Annotated in this window: 19 protein-coding genes, 1 tRNA gene and 1 pseudogene; 12 read left to right on the top strand and 9 right to left on the bottom strand. The window is 67.2% G+C overall.

What is annotated here, in order from left to right:
- Positions 1-98 precede the first annotated feature (98 nt).
- Together KR541_RS16405 and KR541_RS16400 are read left to right on the top strand one after the other, a co-directional pair.
- Entirely contained in the window at positions 99-2,270 is a 2,172-nt protein-coding gene (locus tag KR541_RS16405) for a phosphocholine-specific phospholipase C (RefSeq protein ID WP_216089624.1), read from the top strand.
- 217 nt (positions 2,271-2,487) lie between these two features.
- The gene (locus KR541_RS16400; protein ID WP_216089623.1) at positions 2,488-3,213 is read left to right on the top strand and encodes a phosphonate utilization associated transcriptional regulator; all 726 of its coding nucleotides are present in this window, start codon (positions 2,488-2,490) and stop codon (positions 3,211-3,213) included.
- Positions 3,214-3,476: 263 nt separating this feature from the next.
- On the opposite strand, the gene KR541_RS16395 is transcribed toward KR541_RS16400, so the two are convergent.
- Positions 3,477-4,865, bottom strand: coding sequence for an FAD-dependent oxidoreductase (locus KR541_RS16395; RefSeq protein WP_216089622.1), 1,389 nt, complete (start codon positions 4,863-4,865; stop codon positions 3,477-3,479).
- 147 nt (positions 4,866-5,012) lie between these two features.
- A pseudogene (locus KR541_RS16390) lies at positions 5,013-5,189 on the bottom strand (2-aminoethylphosphonate--pyruvate aminotransferase); the annotation flags it as partial.
- Between the two features lie 205 nt (positions 5,190-5,394).
- Between KR541_RS16390 and phnA the strand changes: the two are divergent.
- The 5 genes from phnA (at position 5,395) to KR541_RS16365 (ending at position 10,527) form a co-directional block, all read left to right on the top strand.
- Positions 5,395-6,633: a phosphonoacetate hydrolase gene (phnA, locus tag KR541_RS16385; protein WP_216089621.1), complete on the top strand. Its 1,239-nt coding sequence runs from the start codon at positions 5,395-5,397 to the stop codon at positions 6,631-6,633.
- Between the two features lie 26 nt (positions 6,634-6,659).
- The gene (phnY, locus tag KR541_RS16380) at positions 6,660-8,114 is read left to right on the top strand and encodes a phosphonoacetaldehyde dehydrogenase (protein ID WP_216089620.1); all 1,455 of its coding nucleotides are present in this window, start codon (positions 6,660-6,662) and stop codon (positions 8,112-8,114) included.
- Between the two features lie 180 nt (positions 8,115-8,294).
- The gene (locus KR541_RS16375) at positions 8,295-9,077 is read left to right on the top strand and encodes an amino acid ABC transporter substrate-binding protein (protein ID WP_050011108.1); all 783 of its coding nucleotides are present in this window, start codon (positions 8,295-8,297) and stop codon (positions 9,075-9,077) included.
- Positions 9,078-9,091: 14 nt separating this feature from the next.
- On the top strand, positions 9,092-9,772 hold the full coding sequence (locus tag KR541_RS16370; protein WP_050011109.1) for an amino acid ABC transporter permease: 681 nt from the start codon (positions 9,092-9,094) through the stop codon (positions 9,770-9,772).
- Positions 9,769-10,527, top strand: a complete 759-nt coding sequence (locus KR541_RS16365; RefSeq protein WP_216089619.1) for an amino acid ABC transporter ATP-binding protein — start codon at positions 9,769-9,771, stop codon at positions 10,525-10,527. Before KR541_RS16370 ends, KR541_RS16365 begins: the two co-directional genes overlap by 4 nt.
- Before the next feature lie 30 nt (positions 10,528-10,557).
- Here the strand turns inward: KR541_RS16365 and KR541_RS16360 are convergent, their stop codons facing one another.
- The gene (locus KR541_RS16360) at positions 10,558-11,373 is read right to left on the bottom strand and encodes an alpha/beta fold hydrolase (protein ID WP_089488916.1); all 816 of its coding nucleotides are present in this window, start codon (positions 11,371-11,373) and stop codon (positions 10,558-10,560) included.
- Positions 11,374-11,454: 81 nt separating this feature from the next.
- Here KR541_RS16360 and KR541_RS16355 point away from each other — a divergent pair, with 81 nt between their 5' ends.
- Positions 11,455-12,069 (top strand): CGNR zinc finger domain-containing protein, encoded by a 615-nt coding sequence (locus tag KR541_RS16355; protein ID WP_050011112.1) that lies wholly within the window; start codon positions 11,455-11,457, stop codon positions 12,067-12,069.
- A gap of 36 nt (positions 12,070-12,105) precedes the next feature.
- Here the strand turns inward: KR541_RS16355 and KR541_RS16350 are convergent, their stop codons facing one another.
- Both KR541_RS16350 and KR541_RS16345 read right to left on the bottom strand, forming a co-directional pair.
- The gene (locus tag KR541_RS16350) at positions 12,106-13,155 is read right to left on the bottom strand and encodes a DUF3592 domain-containing protein (protein WP_216089618.1); all 1,050 of its coding nucleotides are present in this window, start codon (positions 13,153-13,155) and stop codon (positions 12,106-12,108) included.
- 191 nt (positions 13,156-13,346) lie between these two features.
- A tRNA-Lys gene (locus KR541_RS16345) sits at positions 13,347-13,422 on the bottom strand.
- Between the two features lie 190 nt (positions 13,423-13,612).
- On the opposite strand from KR541_RS16345, the gene KR541_RS16340 reads away from it, so the two are divergent.
- A complete protein-coding gene (locus KR541_RS16340) occupies positions 13,613-14,017 on the top strand; it encodes a PaaI family thioesterase (protein ID WP_050011114.1) in 405 nt (134 codons plus the stop codon).
- An 8-nt stretch (positions 14,018-14,025) separates the two neighbouring features.
- Positions 14,026-14,892, top strand: a complete 867-nt coding sequence (locus KR541_RS16335; protein ID WP_124631135.1) for a patatin-like phospholipase family protein — start codon at positions 14,026-14,028, stop codon at positions 14,890-14,892.
- Positions 14,893-14,953: 61 nt separating this feature from the next.
- Here KR541_RS16335 and KR541_RS16330 read toward each other — a convergent pair whose 3' ends face one another.
- Positions 14,954-15,967, bottom strand: a complete 1,014-nt coding sequence (locus tag KR541_RS16330; protein WP_050011116.1) for a D-2-hydroxyacid dehydrogenase family protein — start codon at positions 15,965-15,967, stop codon at positions 14,954-14,956.
- Between the two features lie 426 nt (positions 15,968-16,393).
- Here KR541_RS16330 and KR541_RS16325 point away from each other — a divergent pair, with 426 nt between their 5' ends.
- Entirely contained in the window at positions 16,394-17,440 is a 1,047-nt protein-coding gene (locus KR541_RS16325; RefSeq protein ID WP_124631136.1) for a LysR family transcriptional regulator, read from the top strand.
- A 124-nt stretch (positions 17,441-17,564) separates the two neighbouring features.
- Here the strand turns inward: KR541_RS16325 and KR541_RS16320 are convergent, their stop codons facing one another.
- The 3 genes from KR541_RS16320 to dprA form a co-directional block, all read right to left on the bottom strand.
- On the bottom strand, positions 17,565-20,162 hold the full coding sequence (locus KR541_RS16320; RefSeq protein ID WP_050011118.1) for a DNA topoisomerase III: 2,598 nt from the start codon (positions 20,160-20,162) through the stop codon (positions 17,565-17,567).
- A gap of 192 nt (positions 20,163-20,354) precedes the next feature.
- Positions 20,355-20,735 carry a thioredoxin family protein gene (locus tag KR541_RS16315; protein ID WP_050011119.1) on the bottom strand — a complete coding sequence of 127 codons (381 nt, stop codon included), beginning with the start codon at positions 20,733-20,735 and terminating at the stop codon, positions 20,355-20,357.
- A 36-nt stretch (positions 20,736-20,771) separates the two neighbouring features.
- Positions 20,772-22,088 carry a DNA-processing protein DprA gene (gene dprA, locus KR541_RS16310; RefSeq protein ID WP_176016698.1) on the bottom strand — a complete coding sequence of 439 codons (1,317 nt, stop codon included), beginning with the start codon at positions 22,086-22,088 and terminating at the stop codon, positions 20,772-20,774.
- 185 nt (positions 22,089-22,273) lie between these two features.
- On the opposite strand from dprA, the gene def reads away from it, so the two are divergent.
- Complete coding sequence (def, locus tag KR541_RS16305; protein ID WP_006485794.1) at positions 22,274-22,777, top strand: peptide deformylase; 504 nt, start codon at positions 22,274-22,276, stop codon at positions 22,775-22,777.
- The last annotated feature ends 6 nt before the right edge of the window (positions 22,778-22,783 follow it).

Genomic DNA, 22,783 nt, shown 5'->3' with positions numbered 1-22,783 from the left:
ACGGCCGGGACATGCCGGTGCGGGGTAATAACGACGACGCAGATCGCCGGCCCCGCTCGCCCGGCGCCCCCACTCCCACCGACCACAGGGTGCTCTTCATGTCCTCGAACAATCGACGCGATTTCTTGCGCCTCGCCGCGCAGTCGGCCGGCGCGATGGCCGCCTACGCGGGCTTCCCGCCCGCGATCCGCAATGCGCTGGCGATGCCGGCCGCCTATCGCACCGGCACGATCCGCGACGTCGAGCACGTCGTGATCTTCATGCAGGAAAACCGTTCGTTCGACCATTACTTCGGCGGACTGCGCGGTGTACGCGGCTTCGACGACCCGCGTCCGCACCTGCTGCCGAACGGCGCGCCGGTGTGGCAGCAGCCGCCGGCGTCGGTGTTCACGAAGAACTACCATTCGCGCGGCCTCGATCCGCAGGCGCCGTACGTGCTGCCGTTCTACCTCGATCCGAAGCAGACGACCGAATTCCAGCCGGGTACCAATCACGGCTGGAGCAGTGGCCACCTGTCCTGGAACAACGGCCAGTGGGACCAGTGGGTGAACCAGAAGCAGGACGTGCTGACGATGGGCTACCTGAAGCGCCAGGATCTCACGTACCACTACGCGCTCGCCGACGCGTTCACGATCTGCGATTCGTACTTCTGCTCCGCGCACGCCGACACGGCGCCGAACCGCATCTACCTGTGGACCGGCACGGTCGACTCGCGCAACGTCTACGGCAGCGCGACGAACGGCCCGGGCATCGGCGAGCGCAACGACGTGAACGGCTACACGTGGACGACCTACGCGGAACGCCTCGAGAACGCGAAGATCAGCTGGAAGGTGTACCAGGGCGGCACCGGCATCCCGGGCGACCCGACCGACAACTACACCGACAACTCGCTGATGTTCTTCAAGCGCTTCCAGGTGAAGGAAGGCGCGAGCGGCCCGCTGGTCGACAAGGGCGCGTCGGACCACACGCTTGCCGAGCTGAAGGCCGACGTGCAGGCCAACCGGCTGCCGCAGGTGTCGTGGATCGTGTCGCCGTACAAGTACAGCGAGCATCCGCAGGCGTCGCCGACGGACGGCGCGTTCTACATCAACATGGTGCTCGAGGCGCTGACGTCGAACCCCGAAGTGTGGGCGAAGACGGTGTTCATCCTGAACTACGACGAGAACGACGGGCTGTTCGACCACGTCGTGCCGCCGGTGCCGCCGGCCACGAGCGGCGTGGGCGGGCAGGGCATCGTGTCGTCGAACCTGCTGTCGAACCTCGGCGACGAACTGCTCGACCTGAACAAGTACCCGGGCGAAATGAGCCCGCTCGTGCCGGGCGCCGACCCGGGCGGCATCCAGCCGATCGGCCTCGGGCCGCGTGTGCCGCTGATCATCATCTCGCCGTGGACGAAGGGCGGCTGGGTCTGCTCGGAGACGTTCGACCATACGTCGGTGCTGCGTTTCCTCGAGGCGCGGTTCGGCGTGAAGGAGCCGAACATCAGCGCGTGGCGCCGGTCGATCTGCGGCGACCTCACGTCGGCGTTCGACTTCTCCGCGCGCCCCGACACGCGCACGGTCAGCTTCACCGTGCCGCAGCACATCGCCACCGCCGGCCAGGCGTACCAGGTGCCCGCGCAGCAGTCGATGCCGACGCAGGAGCCCGGCACGCGTCCGGCGCGCGCGCTGCCGTACGAGCTGTTCGTGCACAGCCGCGTCGGCGCGCATGACGACACCGTGTCGCTCGACTTCGCGAACACCGGCGACGCGGGCGCCGCGTTCTACGTGTACGACCGCCGCAACCCGGCGACGCCGCCGCGCCGCTACGCGGTGTCCGCGCGCGACCGCTTCGTCGATACGTGGAGCACGTCGGCCGCGCGCGGCGACTATCATCTGGCCGCCTACGGCCCGAACGGCTATCTGTGCGAATTCCAGGGCAACACGCGGCTCGCCGCCGACGGCCGCCACGCGAACCCCGAAGCGAAGATCGGCTACGACGTGCGCAATCGCCACGTGTATCTGCAACTGCGCAACAGCGGACGCGCGACGTGCCGCGTGTCGGTCGACAACGCGTACAGCCATGCACATGCACGCACGTACACGCTGGAGCCGGGCGAGCGCGTCGACGCGCACTTCGAGCTGTCGTCGAGCCACGGCTGGTACGATCTGACGATCACCGCGACGACGCTGCGCGGCGGCGACGACAAGGTCGTGCGCCGCTTCGCGGGCCACGTCGAAACGGGTCGGCCGAGCCACAGCGATCCGGGTCCGGTGAAGCGTACGGCCTGACGGCTGTGCAGGCGGTGGCGCGCGACGCGGGAGGGTTCGCCCGCATCGCGCGACCGCCGCGTGCCGGTTGCATGGCGATTGCGAATGTGAGTCGTACGCCGGACTGGCTTTTGGAAACTGAAAACTGTTGACAATTTGGCGGGGTGAGAGGTATACAACGACCACTCGCCGACATGGCGCCCTCGTTTTCACCTGCAGCCCCGCTGCCTGCCCGACCATGACTGCCCCGAACGCGCTCAGCGCCATCGAACTCCTGCAAAGCCAGTCGCTCGCGATGATCGTCCAGGACATGCTCGAGCGCGAGATCGTCTCCGGCGAATATGCACCGGGCGAAAAGCTCAACGAAGTCGATATCGCGACCCGGCTGAACGTGTCGCGCGGCCCGGTGCGCGAGGCATTCCGCGCGCTCGAACAGGCCGGCCTGCTGCGCAACGAGAAGAACCGCGGCGTGACCGTGCGCGTCGTGCCGCTGCGCGAGGCCGAGGAGATCTACGAAGTGCGCGCGATGCTCGACGAGTCGGTCGCGCGCGCGCTTTCGAAGCGCATCTCGCCCGATACGCTGAAAGTGCTGAAGGGCATCGTCCAGTCGATGAAGGGCGCCGCGAAGACGCACGACGTCACGCGCTATACCGAGCTGAACGTGCAGTTCCACGACGCGATGGTGGTCGGCGTCGGCAATACGCATCTCACCGATACCTACCGGCGGCTCGTGCGCCAGTTGGGCCTGCTGCGCCAGGCGGCGATCGAGGCCGAGAAGGGTGCGATCGCCGTGTCCGCGGCCGAGCACGACAAGATCGTGCAGGCGCTCGCGGCCGGCGACGAGGACAAGGCCGTCGCGCTCGTGCGCGAGCACGTCGCGCACGGCCTCGCGCGGATGCGCCGCATGCATGAGCAGGGGCTGCCGGTGACGGGCAAGGCGGCGCGGGAGAGGGCGGGCGCGTAGGCTGTCGCGTTACCGGTCACGCACGTTCACGACGAAAGGCCGCGGAGCGGCTGGATCACGACCGTCGCTTCGCTCGACGTTGATGATGTCCGGCCGAATGCGGTGATCGCCGGCAACCGATCATTTGCCGCGCCGTTTATCGAAGAAATCGTCCAGTACCCAGCCGGTTCCGGATTCACAGCGCACTCGGGTGTATGCATAGATCTTTGCAACGCGATCCGCCTACGGGGCGGGTACTTCGATACGTTATCCGAATGATGTAATCACGCCTTATCCGCCTTCCCCGCCGCGCTCGCAAACTTCGCGAGCCACGTATCAACCGCCGACGGCCCCCGGCCGTCGTCCTCCGCGCGCTCCTTGCGACGAATCGCATTGCGCACGACGTGCGCGCCGACATAACGGATCGGCTCCGGCGGAAAATGGCCGAGCGGGCCGCGCACGATCGGGCTGCGCGTCCACGCGTTGTCGAGGCCGAGCACGAGCGATGACAGAATCTGCCCACCCATGTAGGTTGGCCCGACGCCGTTGCCCGAATAGCCGAAGCCGTAGAACACGTTCGGCGCATCGTCGAGGTGGCCGAAGAACGGGAAGCCCGTCACCGAGCGATCCGACGGTCCGTTCCAGCTTGCGGTAATCGGCACGCCCGCAAGCGACGGGAAGAATTCGCGCAGGCTGCGCGTGAGCTGCGCCTCGTACGGCGAGCGGCGGTCGAACACGGGCGCGATGCGGCTGCGCCACGAGAACGTGTTGCCGCCTTTGCCGAGCATCAGCCGGCCATCGACGGTCGTGCGGTAGTAGTACACGAAGATCCGCGAATCGAGCACCGACACACCGTCCACCAGTCCGGTCTGCTCCAGCAGATCCGGACATTTCTCGGTGATGACCATATCGCTCGACACGACCGCGATCGTCCGTTCGAACTGCGGAAAGCGGCTCGCCATCCACGCGTTGATCGCGAACACGAGCTTGGCCGCGCTCACGCTGCCGGACGGCGTGCGCACGACGGCCGGCTGGCCGGGTGTGAAGTCGAGCATCGGCGTGCGCTCGTGGATCCGGATGCCCATCGCAAGCGCGACGCGGCGCAGCCCGCGCACGAGCTTGCCGGGATGGACGGTCGCGGCGAGCGGCGAGTAGACCCCGTCGAGATTGCGCGCGGAGCCCGAGCGGCGCGCGACTTCGGCGGGCGGCAGCGGCTCGTAGCTGTGGATGCCGCACGCGGCGAGCGCATCGAGCACCGGTGCGAGCGTGCCGACCTGCGCGCGCGACGTCGCGGTGTACAGCGTGCCGTCGCGCCGCAGCTCCGCATCGATGTCGTGCGCGCGGCAGAAATCGGCGATGTGCTGCACGGCCGCTTCCGACGCCTTCACGAGCCGGATCGCCTCGGCTTCGCCGAACAGGCGCCGCAGCGTCAGGAATTTCGCGGACCACGTGAGCAGGCAGCCGCCGTTGCGTCCGCTCGCGCCGGCGCCGCACAGGTCGGCCTCGAGGATCGCGATGTCGAGCGCGGGGTGCTGCTGCTTCGCCTGGATCGCGGTCCAGAGGCCCGTGAAGCCGCCGCCGACGATGCACACGTCGGCCTGCGTCGCACCTTGCAGCGCGGGGGCGAGGTCGCCGTCGTTGAACAGCGCTTGTTCGATCCAGAAGGGGCGCATCGGGGTCGTACCAGTGAGGGTGAGGTCGCCGTGCCGCACACGGCGCAAAAACGAAAACCAGTGCAAACGCGAAACCGACACCGCCGCACCGCGATGCACGCCGGAGGGCTGCACGCCGCGCGCCGTCCTGCGGCCCGATTCGTCGAGTCAGGCCATCGCTTCCGTGGACATTCGGCGCACGCCTATCGCCTTCAGCGTGTCGGCGATCGCTCCCGGAATACCGGCTTCATCGAAGTGGCCGATGCAGCGAACGCGGAACGCGTCGACCTCGGCGAGCGTGCCCCGAGACCGAATGTAGCCGCGCTTTTTGACCGCCTGATAAAAACCACGCCGCGGCCCGAGGCGGCCGGAGTGGTGGCCACCCTTCATGCTCCTCACCCGTCCGCCGTTTGCTTTCTGGCTTTCTGTTCTGTGCATATTGTTGACAATCTACAAATCATCCATTTTAATGTCAAGCCTGGAAACACTTCCCATCGGCGCGGCGCGGGCGCCGACGGCTCACCCCTTCGATCGGAAAGGACTGAACGTCATGACTGAAACGCCTGTATCCGTGGAAGTGAATGGGCGCCGCTACAACTGGATGAGCCGGCCCGTGGTGGTCGTCTGCGTCGATGGCTGCGCATACGAATATCTGGAGGAAGCGACCGAGGCCGGCGTCGCGCCGTTCCTGCGCACGCTGCTGAAGCCGGGCACGGCGCTCAAGGGCGAGTGCGTGGTGCCGAGCTTCACGAACCCGAACAACCTGTCGATCGTCACCGGCGTGCCGCCGGCGATCCACGGGATCAGCGGCAACTACTTCTACGATCGCGACACCGGCACCGAGGTGCTGATGAACGATCCGAAATACCTCGTCGCGCCCACCGTGCTCGCGGCCTTCGCCGAACAGGGCGCGCGCGTCGCGGTCGTCACCGCGAAGGACAAGCTGCGCCGCCTGCTCGGCAAGGGGCTGAAGGGCGTCTGCTTCTCGTCGGAAAAGGCCGACGAAGCGAGCGTCGCCGAAAACGGCATCGACAACGTGCTGGAGCTGGTCGGCAAGCCGGTGCCCAGCGTGTACAGCGCGGATCTGTCCGAATTCGTGTTCGCGGCCGGCGTGCGCCTGCTCGAGACGCGCCCGATCGACCTGATGTACCTGTCGACCACCGACTACGTGCAGCACAAGTGCGCGCCCGGCACGCCCGGCGCGAACGCGTTCTACGCGATGATGGACACCTACCTGCAACGCCTCGACGCACTTGGCGCGATCGTCGCGATCACCGCCGATCACGGGATGAACGCGAAGCACGACAACACGACCGGCGAGCCGAACGTGATCTATCTGCAGGAGCTGTTCGACGAATGGCTCGGCCCCGATGCGGCGCGCGTGATCCTGCCGATCACCGATCCATACGTCGTGCACCACGGCGCGCTCGGTTCGTTCGCGACCGTCTACGTGCCGGCGACGGCCGACACCGGTGCGCTGCGCGCGCGGCTCGCCGCGGTCGACGGCATCGAGGTCGTGCTGGCGGGCGCCGAAGGCTGCGCGCGCTTCGAGCTGCCGCCCGCGCGGATGGGCGACCTGATCGTGATCTCGAAGCAGGACGTCGTGCTCGGCACGCGCCGCATCAAGCACGACCTGTCGGGCCTCGACGTGCCGCTGCGCTCGCACGGCGGAATCTCCGAGCAGATCGTGCCGCTGATCTTCAGCAAGCCGGTTGCGGCCCACGTCACGGGCCGAGCGCGGCTGCGTAACTTCGACGTCGTCGACATCGCGCTCAACCATCTGCAGTGACGCAGGCGATCCGCCAGGAGACTATCATGAACGCCATTGCAGCATCGGCCGATGTCCGCACGCCACATCGTGAAGCACTGCGAATCGACGGTGAAAAGATCTATCGCGACGCGGTGATCGACGTACGCAACCCGTACGACGGCGTGCGGGTGGGCACCGTGCCGAAGGCGACTCTCGACGACGTACGCCGCGCATTCGCGGTCGCGCGTGCGTACCGGCCGACGCTCACGCGCCACGAGCGCGCGGCGATCCTGCGCCGCGCGGCCGACATCGTGCGTGCGCGCACCGCGGAGATCGCGGCGCTGATTACGGCCGAGGCCGGCTTGTGCATCAAGGATTCGACGTACGAAGCGGGCCGCGTGGCCGACGTGCTGACGTTCGGCGCCGGCGAAGTGCTGAAGGACGACGGGCAGATCTTCTCGTGCGATCTGACGCCGCACGGCAAGAAGCGCCGTGTGTACACGCAGCGCGACCCGCTGCTCGGTGTGATCTCGGCGATCACGCCGTTCAATCATCCGATGAACCAGGTCGCGCACAAGATCGTGCCGTCGGTCGCGACGAACAACCGGATCGTCGTGAAGCCGTCGGAGAAGGTGCCGCTGTCGTGCTACCTGTTCGCGGACCTCCTGTACGAGGCCGGCCTGCCGCCGCAGATGCTGCAGGTGATCACCGGCGACCCGAAGGAGATCGCCGACGAGCTGATTACGAACCCGGCGATCGACATGATCACGTTCACCGGCGGCGTGTCGATCGGCAAGTCGATCGCCGCGCGGATGGGCTACCGGCGCGCGGTGCTCGAACTCGGCGGCAACGATCCGATCATCGTGATGGAAGATGCCGATCTCGACGAGGCGAGCACGCTCGCGGTGTCGGGCTCGTACAGGAATTCGGGGCAGCGCTGCACGGCGATCAAGCGGATGCTCGTGCACGAGGCGGTCGCCGATCGCTTCACGGAGCTGGTCGTCGAGAAGACGCGCGCGTGGTCGTACGGCGATCCGTCCGATCCGTCGGTCGATATGGGCACGGTGATCGACGAAGCGGCCGCGAAGTTCTGCGAGCAGCAGGTGAACGACGCGCTCGTGCGTGGGGCGCGGCTGCTGGTCGGCAACGTGCGCGACGGCGCGCTGTATGCGCCGACCGTCGTCGATCGCGTGACGCCCGACATGCCGCTGGTGAAGCACGAAACCTTCGGGCCGGTGTCGCCGATCATGCGCTTTCGCGACATCGACGAAGCGATCCGGATGTCGAACAGCACCGACTACGCGCTGTCGTCGTCGGTATGCACGAACCGCTTCGACCACATCACGCGCTTCATCACCGAGCTGGAAGTTGGCAGCGTGAACGTGCGCGAGGTGCCGGGCTATCGGCTCGAACTGACGCCGTTCGGTGGCGTGAAGGATTCGGGGCTTGGGTACAAGGAAGGCGTGCAGGAAGCGATGAAGAGCTTCACGAATACGAAGACGTATTCGCTGCCGTGGTAAGCGGCATGTAAGGCGCGCGCGCCGGCGTGGCGGCCGGTGCGGGCGTTATTCGATCGGCTCATATCGTTAGCGGATTTGCGTTTTTGCCGCACCCAGACGCATCGGTAGAATTCGCGGACCTCTCGAACGGCGCAGGCGCGTCGGCGGGACGATCCTCTCCAATCATTCGGGGTCCGCACCATGAAATTCCTCCGCTCCATCCTGGTCGTCGCGTTGCTGCAGGCCGTCGCGGCCACCAGCGCGCTGGCTGCCGACGACCTGTCGCAGATCAAGTCGACCGGCGTGTTCCGCGTCGGCACCGAAGGCACCTACGCGCCGTTCACGTACCACGACGAGACCGGCAAGCTGACGGGGTTCGACGTCGACATCGCGACCGCGATCGCGCAGCGCCTCGGCGTGAAACCGCAGTTCGTCGAAGGAAAATGGGACGGGCTGATCGCGGGCCTCGACGTGAACCGCTACGACGCGGTCGTCAACGAAGTGTCGATCACCGACGCGCGCAAGGCGAAATACGATTTCTCGACGCCGTACATCACGTCGCACGCGGTGCTGATCGTGCGCGCGGACAACACGACGATCCGCTCGTTCGACGACCTGAAGGGCAAGAAGTCCGCGAACACGCTGACCAGCAATTTCGGCAAGCTCGCGGCCGCGCACGGCGCCGACGTGGTGCCGGTGCAGGGCTTCAACGAATCGATCGACCTGCTGACGTCGGGCCGCGTCGATGCGACGATCAACGATTCGCTGTCGTACCTCGATTTCCGCAAGCACAAGCCCGACGCGAAACTGAAGATCGCGGCGACCGACAAGACCGGCGCGGGCGACGCATCCGGCGTGCTGCTGCGCAAGGGCAGCCCCGCGCTGGTGGCCGCGATCGACAAGGCGCTCGCGGACATCAAGGCGGACGGCACCTACGCGAAAATCTCGCAGAAGTACTTCGGCCGCGACGTGTCGCAGCCGTGACGCGAGGCTGAACGATGCCGGCCTGGCTGCACCTGATGGTGGAATCGCTGCGTCCCCTGCTGGTTGCAGGGCTCGTGTTTACGGGTCCGCTCACGCTCGCGTCGTTCGCGATCGGCCTGTTGCTCGCGTTCGGCGCGGCGCTCGTGCGGCTGTTCGGGCCGCGTTGGGCGCAGGCGGTCGTGCGGTTCTATATCTGGCTGTTCCGCGGCTCGCCGCTGCTCGTGCAGTTGTTCGTGATCTTCTACGGATTGCCGAACGTCGGCATCGTGCTCGATCCGCTGACGGCCGCCGTGATCGGCTTCTCGCTGAACGTCGGCGCGTACAACGCGGAGGTGATCCGCGGCGTGATCGAGTCGATCCCGAAAGGGCAGTGGGAAGCCGCGTACTCGATGGCGATGACGCGCGCGCAGGCGCTGCGCCGCGCGATCCTGCCGCAGGCCGCGCGCGTCGCGCTGCCCGCGCTGTCGAATTCATTCATTTCGCTCGTGAAGGACACGTCGCTCGCGGCCGTGCTGACAGTCCCCGAGATCTTCCAGGCCGCGCAACGCATCGCGGCCGTGACCTACGAGCCGCTGATCCTCTATACCGAAGCCGCGTTGATCTATCTGCTGTTCAGCTCGGTGCTGTCGTCGCTGCAACGCCGGCTGGAGCTTCGCTTCGGCCGCCACGCGCTGTTCCACGCGGAGTTGCGATGATCCGCCTTGAACGCATCGACAAGTCGTTCGGCGCGCATCGCGTGCTGAGCGGCATCGACCTCGCGTTGCAGCCGGGCAGCGTGACCGCATTGATCGGCCCGTCCGGCAGCGGCAAGAGCACGCTGCTGCGCTGCGTAAATCTGCTCGAAGTGCCGGAGGCCGGCGCGCTGGTCGTCGGCGATGCGCGCATCGACTTCGTGCCGGCGCACCGGCCGTCGCGCGACGCGGTGTTCGCGGTGCGCAAGCAGACCGGCATGGTGTTCCAGAACTTCCAGTTGTTTCCGCACCTGAGCGTCGTGCAGAACGTGATGGAGGGGCTCGTGACCGTGCAGCGCCGGCCACGCGAACAGGCGCGCCAGCGGGCGCTCACGCTGCTCGACAAGGTCGGCATCGCGGACAAGGCCGACGCATGGCCGGCCACGCTGTCGGGCGGACAACAGCAGCGCGTGGCGATCGCGCGGGCGCTCGCGCCGTCTCCGCAGGTGCTGTTGTGCGACGAGCCGACGTCGGCGCTCGATCCGGAGCTGTCGGTCGAAGTGGTCGATGTGCTGCGCCAGCTCGCGCGCGAAGGCACGACGATGCTGATGGCCACGCACGACCTGCGTCTGGCCGCGTCGATCGCGCACGATGCGGTGTTCCTCGCCGACGGCCGCATCGTCGAAGCCGGGCCATCGCGCGACGTGTTCGGCCGGCCGCGCGATCCGCGCACCGCGAAATTCGTCGCGACGCTCGCGCAACGCGCGCCGGTGTTCTGACGCGACACGCGGTACGCGATGCCGTGATGCTCAGCCCGGCGCGTACCCGTCGAGCACGGCGGCGACGATCGCCTCCGGCGCATCCTCCTGCACCAGATGGCCCGCGTGTGGAACCCGGATCAGCTTGCCGTTCGCGATGCGATCGGCCAGCGCCTGCCCTTGCTCGAGCGGGATCCACATGTCGTCCTCGCCCCACACGATCCGCACCGGAAAGTCCGGCGGCGCGTAGCGGGCCTCCGCTTCCTCGATGTAGCGCTGGCGCATCTGCGCGATCTGGCGATAGAACGCGGCCTGGCCGGCCGGCGTGAACCATGGCTCGCGGTAGATCGACAGCACGTCGTCGCGCAACGGCCGCGCGACCGCCTGGCCGATATAGGCCGACAGGAGCGCGTGATGCGCGTACGCGGGCAAGCCGGTGAACGCGGCTCCGTGCTGCGCGACGTGGCGCACGAACGGCGACCCTTGCGGCGCGATCGCGACCGGATTCACGAGCGTGAGGTCCGCATAGGCGATGCCGTCGAGAAAGTGCGCGCGCAGCACGGTAGCGCCGCCGTAGTCGTGCGCGAGCACGCGCGGCCGCGACAGTTTCCACTCATTCAGCAGCGCGCCGAACAGCGCGTTCTGGCGGCCCAGCGATACGTCCGCGTCCGGCATGTCGGACCGGCCGTAACCGAGCAGGTCGTAGAAATACACGCGATGGCGGCGCGCGAGCCACGGCGCGATCCGGCGCCATACCTGCGACGAAAACGGCGTGCCGTGCACGAGGACGAGCGGCGGGCCTTCGCCGAGCGTGCCCCATGCAATCCGGTGGCCTTCGAAATTGAAGCGGTTCGGGAGTTCGAGCATCGGCTTCTCCGTGATAACCTGTTTCGGTTGTTAAAAGGTTACGCCGGATTCTCCGGATATGAAACCCATAGGTGAAAATAAATGGTTACTCGATCCGACCCGGCGCGACATGAGCACGAATGGCGCGCGGCCGATTTCGTCGGCGGCCATCCGGCGCTCGACTTCCTGAACACGGTGGCCGACACGGGCAAGACGCGCGACGAGGAGAAGCTCGTCGACTGGCCGGCCGTGCGCGCGTGGGCAGCGAAGGCGGGGTTGCTGGCGCCGGACGATCTGGCGCGGCTGCTGCGTCATCCTCGGCAGGACGGCCCCGACGAGCTGGCGGCGCTGCACCGCTTTCGCGACGACGCGTACGTCGCGATCGCGCATCTGACGACCGAAGGCGGCGGCAGCGCGGGCGCGCGTGCGGCGGACCGGCTCGCGGTGACGATCCGCGAGGCGATCGGGCGCAGTGCGTTCGACGCGGTCGGCGGCCGTTTCGCGTGGCGGCTCGACGCGCGTACCGCGTCGCGCTGGATCGATGCGGTCGCGCTCGGTTTCGAGCATCTGATGCGCAGCGACGATTTCGCGCGCGTGCGGCAGTGCGGCCGGTGTACGTGGTTCTTCGTCGATCGCGGCCGCGGCGTCGGCCGGCGCTGGTGCGACATGCGCACGTGCGGGAATCGCGCGAAGGTGGAGGCGTTCAGGGAGCGGTGACGCGCGCGTCGCGACGGTTGCCGCGCCGCGCGTGCGTCATTGAGCGGTTTCGTGCGGCCGATGGTGGTCGGGCCATAACGTCGCGGCGATGAACAGCCCCGCTGCAAGGAACGGCGCACCGATCGCGAACAGGATGGCAGTGAGGCCCCAGCGATCCCAGAAGCGATCGACGAGCGCGCGCTCGGGGGTGACGGGGTCGTACAGTACGTTGACCGCGTCGCCTTCGTGCAGGCCCGGGTGCGACGACGCCGAGCCCTGGGCGAACGTGATCAGCCGACCGCTGTCGGTGGTGAACGCGACGACGGCCGCGTACGGCGCCGTGCGCGACCGCGACGACCGCCCGTTTTTCGCGATCTCGACCACATGGCCGGTCGAACGCGCATAGTGGTGGACGATCTGCCACTGATGCAGGCCGGCCGCGCCGGCGCCGGCGAGGAAGCCTGTGCCGATCGCGATCGGAATCAGCACGATCGCGACATCCCAGCGGCGCTGCGTCGGCTTGCGTGCGGCGCGGGGCGGCGCCGGGTCCGATTGGCGGCGGCGACGCTCGCCGGCAATCAGCAGGCCGCCGATCGCGAACGCCGCGACGGCGAGCAGCGCCGGCACGGCCACCGGAAACCAGCGTTGCGTGAAATCGTCGATCAGCGCGAGGCGCTCGGGGTGGTCGGGGTCGAGCAGGACGTCGACGTTTTCGCCGATGTCGTAGGCGGGGACCGTCGACGCGGTATTGCCGGCGACTTCGCGGCGCTGGCCGTCGTTCGCGAGGTACGCGACGATCGGGCGGTACGCGCGCATCGCATCGCTGTCCTGGACGATGCGCACGACCGTGCCCGGCGCGCGGACCAGGTGCCCGGGTTCCCGGCTGGCGGTGATGGCCAGTGCGCCGGCCAGCACGGACAGGACGACCCCGATCATCAGCGCGACCAGCGCGTTCTTACCCGGCATGACGCGATCCGGTTCGTGCGTCGCGCGGATTCGGGTGTGCCCGGGTGAGCGGCCCATCGCGACGGACAGGCCGATATTGGCGCAACCATGCCCTCTGAATGGTCGCGCGTCGTTCACATGCTTCCATGTCTGACGTCCCATGCTCTCTCAGTGCCGGCGGGCCAACGACGATGCCTGGCGCCGGTCGTGTGATATTTGTCGGACGATTCTAGCGGAAACGATGCGCGACGGGCGTGCGGTCGCGTACCGCCGCGAAGGGCGCACGCCGCGAGTGCGGCGCGCCAAAACGGAAAAAGGCCGGTCAGCTTTCGCTGACCGGCCTTTGGAATTCCTGGTGGGGCGTGAGTGACTCGAACACTCGACCTACGGATTAAGAGTCCGCTGCTCTACCAACTGAGCTAACGCCCCCAACAGAAGAAAGATTATGCCGGGGTTTTCAGGGCATGGCAAGCCCTTTCTGCAGATTTCCTGAAAATATTTCGTCAAGACAACGGCGGCTGTCGGCGCGGTAACGAGCGGTCGCAGTTTGCGCGCTCCCGGTATGATGACGCCACACGCGTTGCGCGGCGGTCGCGCAACGTTTTCTGGACATTCGAAGATGGACGAAAACGCAGTCCGCGAATTGCTGGATCGCCTGCTGGCCCCGTGGGTCCGCTCGCTGGGTCTGGTCCCCGTGTCGATCGGCGACGACAGCGTCACGCTGCGCCTGCCGTTTTCCGGCGAGTTCCGTCATTCGGGCGGCGTGATCTGCGGCCAGGTGTTCACGGCGGCCGCCGACACCGCGATGGTGGTCGCGATCTCGGCCGCGCTGGGCGAATTCCGGCCGATGACGACGGTGTCACTGAACACGAATTTCATGCGTCCGGTGCGCAAGGGCGACGTGCTCGTCACCGCGCGCGTGCTGCGGATGGGCCGCAACCTCGTGTTCGGCGAAGTCGAACTGTTCGACGAGGACGGCACGATGGCCGTTCACGCGACGTCGACCTACGCGCTCATCAGCTGAGCGGCGCGATGTTCGACCAGATCGTCTTCGCGGGCGGCGGCAATCGTTGCTGGTGGCAAGCCGGCTTCTGGGACGTCGCGCAGCCGGCCCTCGGCCTGCGCCCGCGTGTGATCACCGGCATCTCGGCCGGCGCGGCGACCGCATGCATGCTGTATACGCGCGACGCCGCGTGGGTGATGCGCTATTACGAAGAGGCGCTGCGCCACAACCGGAAGAATGCGTACTGGGGCAACCTGTTCGGGCGCGAGCCCGTGTTTCCGCATTACCGGATCTACCGTCAGGCGCTGCTCGACATCTACGGCGAGCCGTTCGCGAAGCTCGCCGCTGCGCCGGAGATCCGCATCGGCGTGTCGCACGTGCCGCGCTGGCTCGGCGCGCGCAGCGCGGTGGCCGCCGGCCTCGTCGCATACAACATCGAAAAGTACGTGCGCAAGACGCTGCACCCGACGCTCGGGCGCACGCTCGGCTTTCGGCCCGAATTCGTGCGCGCGCAGGCCTGCATGCACGTCGACGAACTCGCTGACCTGATCCTGCAGTCGTCCTGCACGCCGCCGTTCACGCCGGTACTGCGGCGCGGCGGCCGGCCGGTGCTCGACGGCGGGATGGTCGACAACGTGCCGGTCGATGCGCTCGACCCGTCGCCGGGCGACGTGCTGGTGCTCGTCACGCGGCTGTATCCACGTCCGCAGATGTTCACGGTCGCGCATGGCGACCAGCGGCGGCTGTATGTGCAGCCGTCGAGCAAGGTGCCGATTTCGAGCTGGGATTACACGAGCCCGTCGCAGATGCGGCATGCGTACGATCTCGGGCGGCGCGACGGCGAGCACTTTCTCACGCGCGTCGGCGCGATGACGGGCGGCCGCGTGGCCGCCTGACGAACGATCGGGAAGGGAGTAAAGGGCAAAAGGGGCCGCGCGACGCGCGCAGCCCGTGCGATCAGCGCTTGCGGATCGGCGTCAGCGCTTCCGGGTTGGCGACGCTCGACATGTCGCCGTCGTCGAACGCGAGAATGTTGCGGAATGCGGCACTGAAATACAGCTCGTAGCTTTCGCGTTCGACGTAGCCGATGTGCGGCGTGCAGATCACGTTTTCCATCCGCAGCAGGCTGTAGCCCTGCAGGATCGGCTCGCTTTCGAACACGTCGATCGCGACCATCCCCGGACGGTTGTGCGACAGCGCGTTGACGAGCGCGTTTTCCTCGAGCAGCTCGGCGCGGCTCGTGTTGACGAGCAGCGACGTCGGCTTCATCCGCATCAGGTCTTCCTGCTTCACGATCCCGCGCGTGTCGTCGTGCAGGCGCAGGTGCAGCGACAGCACGTCGCTCTGTTCGAACAGCGCCTCGCGGCTGTCGGCGGCCGTGTAGCCGTCGGCGCGCGCGGCTTCGAGCGAATGCTCGCGGCCCCAGATCAGCACGTTCATCCCGAACGCCTTGCCGTAGCCGGCGACGAGCCGGCCGATTTTGCCGTAGCCCCAGATGCCGAGCGTCTGGCCGCGCAGCACCTGACCGAGGCCGAAGTTCGGCGGCATCGCCGACGTCTTCAAGCCCGACTGCTGCCAGGCGCCCTGCTTCAGGTTCGCGACGTATTGCGGGATGCGGCGCTGGGCGGCCATCACGAGCGCCCAGGTCAGCTCGGCCGGCGCGACCGGCGAACCGGTGCCTTCGAGCACCGCGACGCCGCGATCGGTACACGCGTCGAGATCGATGTGGCTCGACACGCGGCCGGTCTGGCTGATCATGCGCAGGTTCGGCAGCTTGGCCAGTAGCTGGGACGTAATCGGGGTCCGTTCACGAATCAGCACGAGCGCCTCGACTTCGGCCAGACGGCTGGCGAGCTGTCCGAGGCCGCGCACCGTATTGTTGAAGACCTTTACGTCGTGGCCGGCGAGCATCTCGAAGCAGTTCAGCTTGCGGACGGCGTCCTGGTAGTCGTCGAGGATGGCAATTTTCATGGTGAACGGGGTGTCGCGCGTTGAAAGCGGCAAGGGCGGCGGCGCAGCTTGCGCGGCCGTCTCGCCCGGCCGGGGCCGACATGATGCAACGTCGGCCGCCTTGGTGGTGTCTTTTTAACAGGTTGTTACGCTCCGCCGCAATCGGCCCTGCCGCCCCCGGCGCCGCTCCCGGCCCGTGCAAACGGGTGCGCTGTTGTGTCGCATCAAACACGTCCTTTCTGATTCGGCCGTTTACTCGCCGAGGTTCACCCAATTGTTGCTTCAAGCAGAATAATTGGATCAAGTATCCGCAGAAGGCGAGGATTTTTGACTATTTTTATCGTCAACCGGCGCCTTGTTGAGCAACTCTGCATCATTTCCGCTGTCGTAGGAGAATTACGCATTTGCTTCATCTTTTTGAAGTTGTAACAGCGGCAGGAGTCGTTTATGGATCATTTGCAGTCGATGCGCGTGTTCGTCAAGGTTGCAGATCTCGGCAGTTTCGCGCGGGCCGCGAGCGCAATGGATATCTCCAACGCGGTCGCGACGCGCCACGTCGCCGATCTGGAAGGCCGGCTCGGCACGCGTTTGCTTAACCGCACCACGCGCAGCCTCTCCCTGACGGAGTCGGGTCAGGTTTATCTGGAGCGTGCCCGCCAGATCCTCGACGAGCTCGAGGACGTCGAGCAGATGGTCGTCGCACGCAATCACGAGCCGGTCGGCACGCTGCGCATCGTCGCGCCGGTCGTGTTCGGCCTGCACAACCTCGCGCCCGTGCTGCAGTCGTACACGGAGAATTTCCCGAAAGTGGTGCCGGATCTCACGCTGGTCGACCGACAGGTCGATCTGGTCGAGGAAGGCTTCGACGTCGGCATCGTCGTCACGCGCCAGATGCGTAGCGCGAGCATCGTCACCCGGCGTCTGACCACCGGCTGCATGACCGTGTGCGCGACGCCCAGCTATCTGGAGAAGCACGGCGTGCCGATTCATCCGGAGCAGCTCGCCGAGCACCCGGCCCTGAGCCTGCCGACCGAATACTGGGGCGACGAGCGCGTGTTCACGGGGCCGGACGGCGAAGTGCGCGTGCGCCCGACCAACGTGATCGTCGCGAACAACACCGCGATGCTGCGCCAGTTCGCGTTGCTCGGGATGGGCGTCGCGATCCTGCCGAGCTACCTGATCGGCAGCGACATCGCGCGCGGCGCGCTCGTGCGGCTGCTGCCGGATTTCCGGCTGCCGCAGGTCGAGATCAACATCGCGTACCCGAGCCGGCGCCATCTGCCGGCGAAGGTGCGGACGTTCATCGATCACCTCGTCGAGCATTTCAGCCACTCGACCGACGCGACGATGGGCGAACAATGGGCCGCGCAGAGCGCGCCGCCGATCGGTGTCGAGATGCGTGCCGAGCCGCTCCCCGAATCGACCGGTCCGAACCTGCAGCCGCGTGTGGCGCGCTCGCCGCGCACGCGCGTGGCGATGCCGTCGCCGCTGTAACGGGGCGGCGCCCGGTAGCGTTACGGTCGGCGCAAATAAAAAACGCGGATCGATCGATCCGCGTTTTTTCATGGCTGCGTGCCGGCGCCGGGCACGCTCGATGCGGCGCCCGGCGGCCGGGCCGTCACGAACCCGTCTTGCGCGCCGTCGTCTTGCGGGCGGCGGTCTTGCGTGCCGGCGCCGGTTTCTCTTCGGCGCCTTCGGTCACGGTTTCGGCATCCTTCGTCGCCGATTTGGCCGTCTTCTTCGCGGCGGCCGCCTTCGGTTCCTTCTTCTCGAACTCGAAGCCGATCTTGCCGTCCGGCTGCTTCACGAGGAACGCCTTGAAGTTGCGGCCGGTACGCGACGACTTGAAGCCCGGCAGCAGATCCGTACGGCCGTCGGCCAGCAGCTTGCCCATCTGCTCGCGCGTGATTTCCTGCTGCAGGATCACCTTGCCGGAGCGGAAGTCGCAGGTCTTCGGGTTCGCGACCGAGTGCTCGCACACGTAGCTCATCCCGTGCTCGAACACGCGGCCCTTGCACTTCGGGCACGCGCCGACCGGTTCCTGCGCGGAGAAGTCGGGCGCTTCGCCTTCCTCGCCGCCCTGGTCCTGGCCGAAATCGAACTCGAGCTTGTAGTTCTTCGTCTCGTCGTCGAAGGACAGCTTGAGGATCGCCGAGAACGGGCGGCCCATCTTGCTGCGGAACCCGGACAGCGGCCCGATTTCCTTCTTCTGCAGCAGTTCTTCGACTTCCGGGATCTCGAATTGCCGGCTGCCCGGGATCTTCGAGATCGAGAAGTCGCACTTCGTGCACGCGAAGCGGCGGTAGTTCTCCTTCACCTGGCCGCCGCAGTTCGGGCACGGCGTCTGAAGGGTCGCGTAGTCGCCGGGAATCGTGTCGGAATCGTATTCCTTCGCGCGCTTGACGATCTGCTGCGTCATGCGGGCGATTTCCTGCATGAACGCGTCGCGGCCGAGATTGCCGCGCTCCATCTGCGACAGCTTGTATTCCCATTCGCCGGTGAGCTCGGGCGCGGTGAGTTCCTTCACGCCGAGGCCGCGCAGCAGCGTCATTAGCTGGAACGCCTTCGCGGTCGGGATCAGTTCGCGGCCTTCGCGCAGCAGGTACTTCTCGCCGAGCAGGCCTTCGATGATCGCCGCGCGCGTCGCCGGCGTGCCGAGGCCCTTGGCGGCCATCGCCTCGCGCAGCTCGTCGTCCTCGACCAGCTTGCCCGCGCCTTCCATCGCGGACAGCAGCGTCGCTTCCGAGTAGCGTGCGGGCGGCTTCGTCACGAGTGCGACGGCGGCGATTTCGTCCGTTTTCACCTTCTCGTCCTTCTGCACCGGCACGAGGTTCGCGTCCGCGCCTTCGGCGTCGCGGCCGTACACCTGCAGCCAGCCCGGCTCGACCAGCACCTTGCCCTCGGTCTTGAAGTGATGGCCGGCGACTTCGGTGATCCGCGTCGTCACGCGGAATTCGGCCGCCGGGAAGAACACCGCGAGGAAGCGCTTCACGACCAGGTCGTACAGCTTCTGCTCCGGTTCGGACAGCGACTTCGGCGCCTGCAGCGTCGGGATGATGGCAAAGTGGTCGCTGATCTTCGAGTTGTCGAAGATCCGCTTGTTCGGCTTCACCCAGCCCTTGTCGAGCACCTGCTTCGCATGCGGCAGGTAGTTGTTGCTTTCCTTGAGCATCTCGAGCGTGGACTGGACCGTCGACAGGTAGTCTTCCGGCAGCGCGCGCGCGTCGGTACGCGGGTAGGTCAGCACCTTGTGCTTTTCATACAGCGCCTGCGCGAGGCCGAGCGTGTTCTTCGCGGAGAAGCCGAAGCGCCCGTTCGCCTCGCGCTGCAGGCTCGTCAGGTCGAACAGCAGCGGCGACAGTTGCGTCGACGGCTTCGATTCCTCGGACACCGTGCCGACCTGGTCGCGGCAGGCGGCGACGATCGTTTCGGCGGCCGGCAGGCTCCACAGGCGGGAGTCGCGCTTTTCCGGATCGAATTCGTCGCGCTTGAATTTGGGGTCGTACCACTTGCCTTCGTAGAAGCCGCCCGCGCACGCGAATTCGGCCTTCACTTCCCAGTAGTCGCGCGGGACGAAGCGGCGGATTTTCTCTTCGCGTTCGACGACGATCGACAACGTTGGCGTCTGAACGCGGCCGACGGTGGTCAGGAAGAAGCCGCCGCCCTTGCTGTTGAACGCGGTCATCGCGCGGGTGCCGTTGATCCCGACGAGCCAGTCGGCTTCCGAGCGGCAGCGTGCGGCGTCGGCGAGCGGCTGCATGTCCGAGTCGCTGCGCAGGTTCGCGAAACCGTCGCGGATCGCCTGCGGCGTCATCGATTGCAGCCAGAGCCGCTGGACCGGCTGCTTCGCCTTCGCGTGCTGCGCGATCAGGCGGAAAATCAGCTCGCCTTCGCGCCCCGCGTCACATGCATTGATCAGGCGGTCGACGTCCTTGCGCTTCATCAGCTTCGTGAGGACCTTCAGGCGCGACTCGCTTTTTGCGATCGGGTTCAGGTCGAAATGCGGGGGGATGACGGGTAGATGCGCGAAGCTCCATTTCCCGCGCTTGACCTCGTACTCCTCCGGGGCGGCGATTTCCAGCAGGTGGCCGACAGCGGACGAAAGAACGAAATCGTCGCTCTCGTAATACTCGTCATGCTTGGTAAAGCCGCCCAAAGCGCGTGCGATGTCGTTCGCGACAGAAGGCTTTTCCGCAATGATCAGTGCTTTGGACATGACAGGTGTGTGTTGGTAGACCGGGTTCGCCGGTGTAGGTCCCTTTTACGACCGCTTTATAGCACACGCCGCAGCGACGGCGGCTCAGCGTGTAAAAAGCGGCTCATCATAGAGGGGGGCCGCAACGGCGGCAAGCGCCGGGCGCGGCGGCGCGCGCAAACCCGCGCCAAACCGCCGCGCCGGCCCGCGAATTCAGGCTTCGACGTTCAGGACGTCGCGCAATTTCGGTGCGTGCGGCGCACCAGGCACCGCGCTCAGGTCGGACAGCATGCGCTCGACGATCGCCGCGTGCGGCAGCACCGTGCCGAAGAAGCGTGCGGTGTGCGCATCCTCGATCAGGATGGTCGGGAAGTTCTCGACGTCGAGATCGTCGAGCCGGTCGGCATGGGTTTCGATGTCGATCCACGCGAAGCAGGCGTCCGGATGCGCGTCGGCGAGCTGGTCGAAGGCGGTCCGGTAGTCGCGGCACGTGCCGCACCAGTCGGCGCACAGGCACGCGACCAGCAACGTGCCGGGATCGGCGAGGCGCTCGGCGATCCGATCTGCGTCGGTGTCGAGATTCAGCGCGGGCATGGCATTCCTTGGGTAGCGTCGGCGGCCGGGCCGCCCCTATGCCGGGGAATGTAGCACGCCCCGCGCGGACGGGGTGGGCGCCGCATCAAGCTGCGCGAAGCGTCCGCCGGGGACACTGGCGACGCGGCCGGCCAGCTCCAGCGCGAGCAGCGCGCCATGCAGCACGTCGTCGGACAGGCCGCTGTGCTCGGCGAGCCATTCATACGTCACGGGCCCGTATCCCAGCGCGGCGAGCACTGCCTGTTCCGACGGGTTGCCCGGTGGCCGGGCTTCGATGCGAGGGGGCGGCGGCGCGCCCGCGACGGCGCGATCCGTTGGCGCGACGCCGGCAGCTTCGGGTTCGCGAATCGCACCGGCGTTCTCGCCCCGGTTGCCGGCCCGCGTCGCGCCGCCCGTTGCGCGCGCGGCCGGCTCGCCCAGCCCGTATTCCTCGAGCACGTCGAGCGGCGCCGCGGTGAGCTTTGCGCCGTCGCGGATCAGCGCGTGGCAGCCCTGCGCGAGCGGGGCGTGGATCGAACCGGGCATCGCGAACACATCGCGCCCCAGTTCGTTCGCGAGCCGCGCGGTGATCAGCGAGCCCGAGCGCGGGGCGGCCTCGACGACGAGCGCGCCGATCGCCAGCGCGGCGATCAGCCGGTTGCGCTGCGGGAAATGCGCGGCGCGGGCCGGCGTGCCGAGCGGCCATTCCGACACGATCGCGCCGTGCGCGGCGATTTCGTGGGCGAGCGCACGGTGCCGCGCCGGATAGACGAGATCGGCGCCCGTCGCGATCACCGCGACGGTGCCCGACCGGCCGTCGAGCCCGCCACGATGCGCGGCGCCGTCGATCCCGAGCGCGAGGCCCGAGACGATCGTGAGGCCCGCGTCGGACAACGCGTGGGCGAAGTGCGCGGCGTCGGCGAGCCCTTGCGGCGTCGCATGGCGGCTGCCGACGATGGCGAGGCCGTGTGCGTGCAGCAGGTCGAGCCGCCCCTTTACATATAGCAGCGGCGGCGGATCGTGCAGGTCGCGCAGCCGCGGCGGGTAGGCCGGGTCGCTCAGCGTGACGAGCCCGTTGCCCGGCCCGTCGAGCCACGCGAGCACGGCGCGGGTGCGCGTGTCGAGATCGTCGCGCTCGCTTGCGCGCACGGCCTGCGCGGCGGCGGGGCTGCTCACGGCGGCGATGGCTTCGTCGGACGCGCGCAGCAACGCCGCCGGCGAGCCGAATGCCGCGAGCAGCGCCTGTAGCACGGCGGCCGAGAGGCCGGGCGCATGCGCGAGCTGCAGCCAGGCGCGCAGCGCGGCGGGCGTCAGCGCTTGCGGGGACATGAGGCGGCCCTCGAATGCGGCGTCCAGCGGAGCGCGTGGCGCCATGATAAAATTTTCATCATCCGAAATACTCGACAGGGCCGTGCGCGCAGGCGCCCGGCCGATTGCAGGAGGCGCGATCCGCGGCATTGATATGCCACGCATCCGCCTCATCTTCATTGCATCCCGGCGGCGGCGCCAGCCGGCCGGATGGCCGATGCGGCGCGCCGCTCCACCGAATACCGAACACCATGGCTTTGCTCAATATTCTTCATTACCCCGACAAGCGGCTGCACAAGGTCGCGAAGCCCGTCGACAAGGTCGACGACCGGATCCGCAAGCTCGTCGCCGACATGGCCGAGACCATGTACGCGGCGCCCGGCATCGGCCTGGCAGCCACCCAGGTCGACGTGCACGAGCGCGTGATCGTGATCGACGTCTCCGAGGAGAAGAACGAGCTGCGCGCGTTCATCAACCCGGAAATCGTGTGGTCGAGCGACGCGAAGCAGACCTACGAGGAAGGCTGTTTGTCGGTGCCCGGCATCTACGACGAAGTCGAACGTCCCGACCACGTGCGCGTGCGCGCGCTCAACGAGCAGGGCGAGACGTTCGAGCTCGACTGCGAAGGGTTGCTCGCGGTGTGCGTCCAGCACGAGATGGATCACCTGATGGGCCGCGTGTTCGTCGAATACCTGTCGCCGCTCAAGCAGACGCGTATCAAGACGAAGATGAAGAAACTCGAACGCGCGATGTGATGCGCG

The organism is Burkholderia sola, assembly GCF_905400185.1.
Classification (GTDB): domain Bacteria; phylum Pseudomonadota; class Gammaproteobacteria; order Burkholderiales; family Burkholderiaceae; genus Burkholderia; species Burkholderia sola.
Note: the sequence above shows the minus strand (reverse complement) of the source record. Positions and strands in the feature narration are given on the sequence as shown.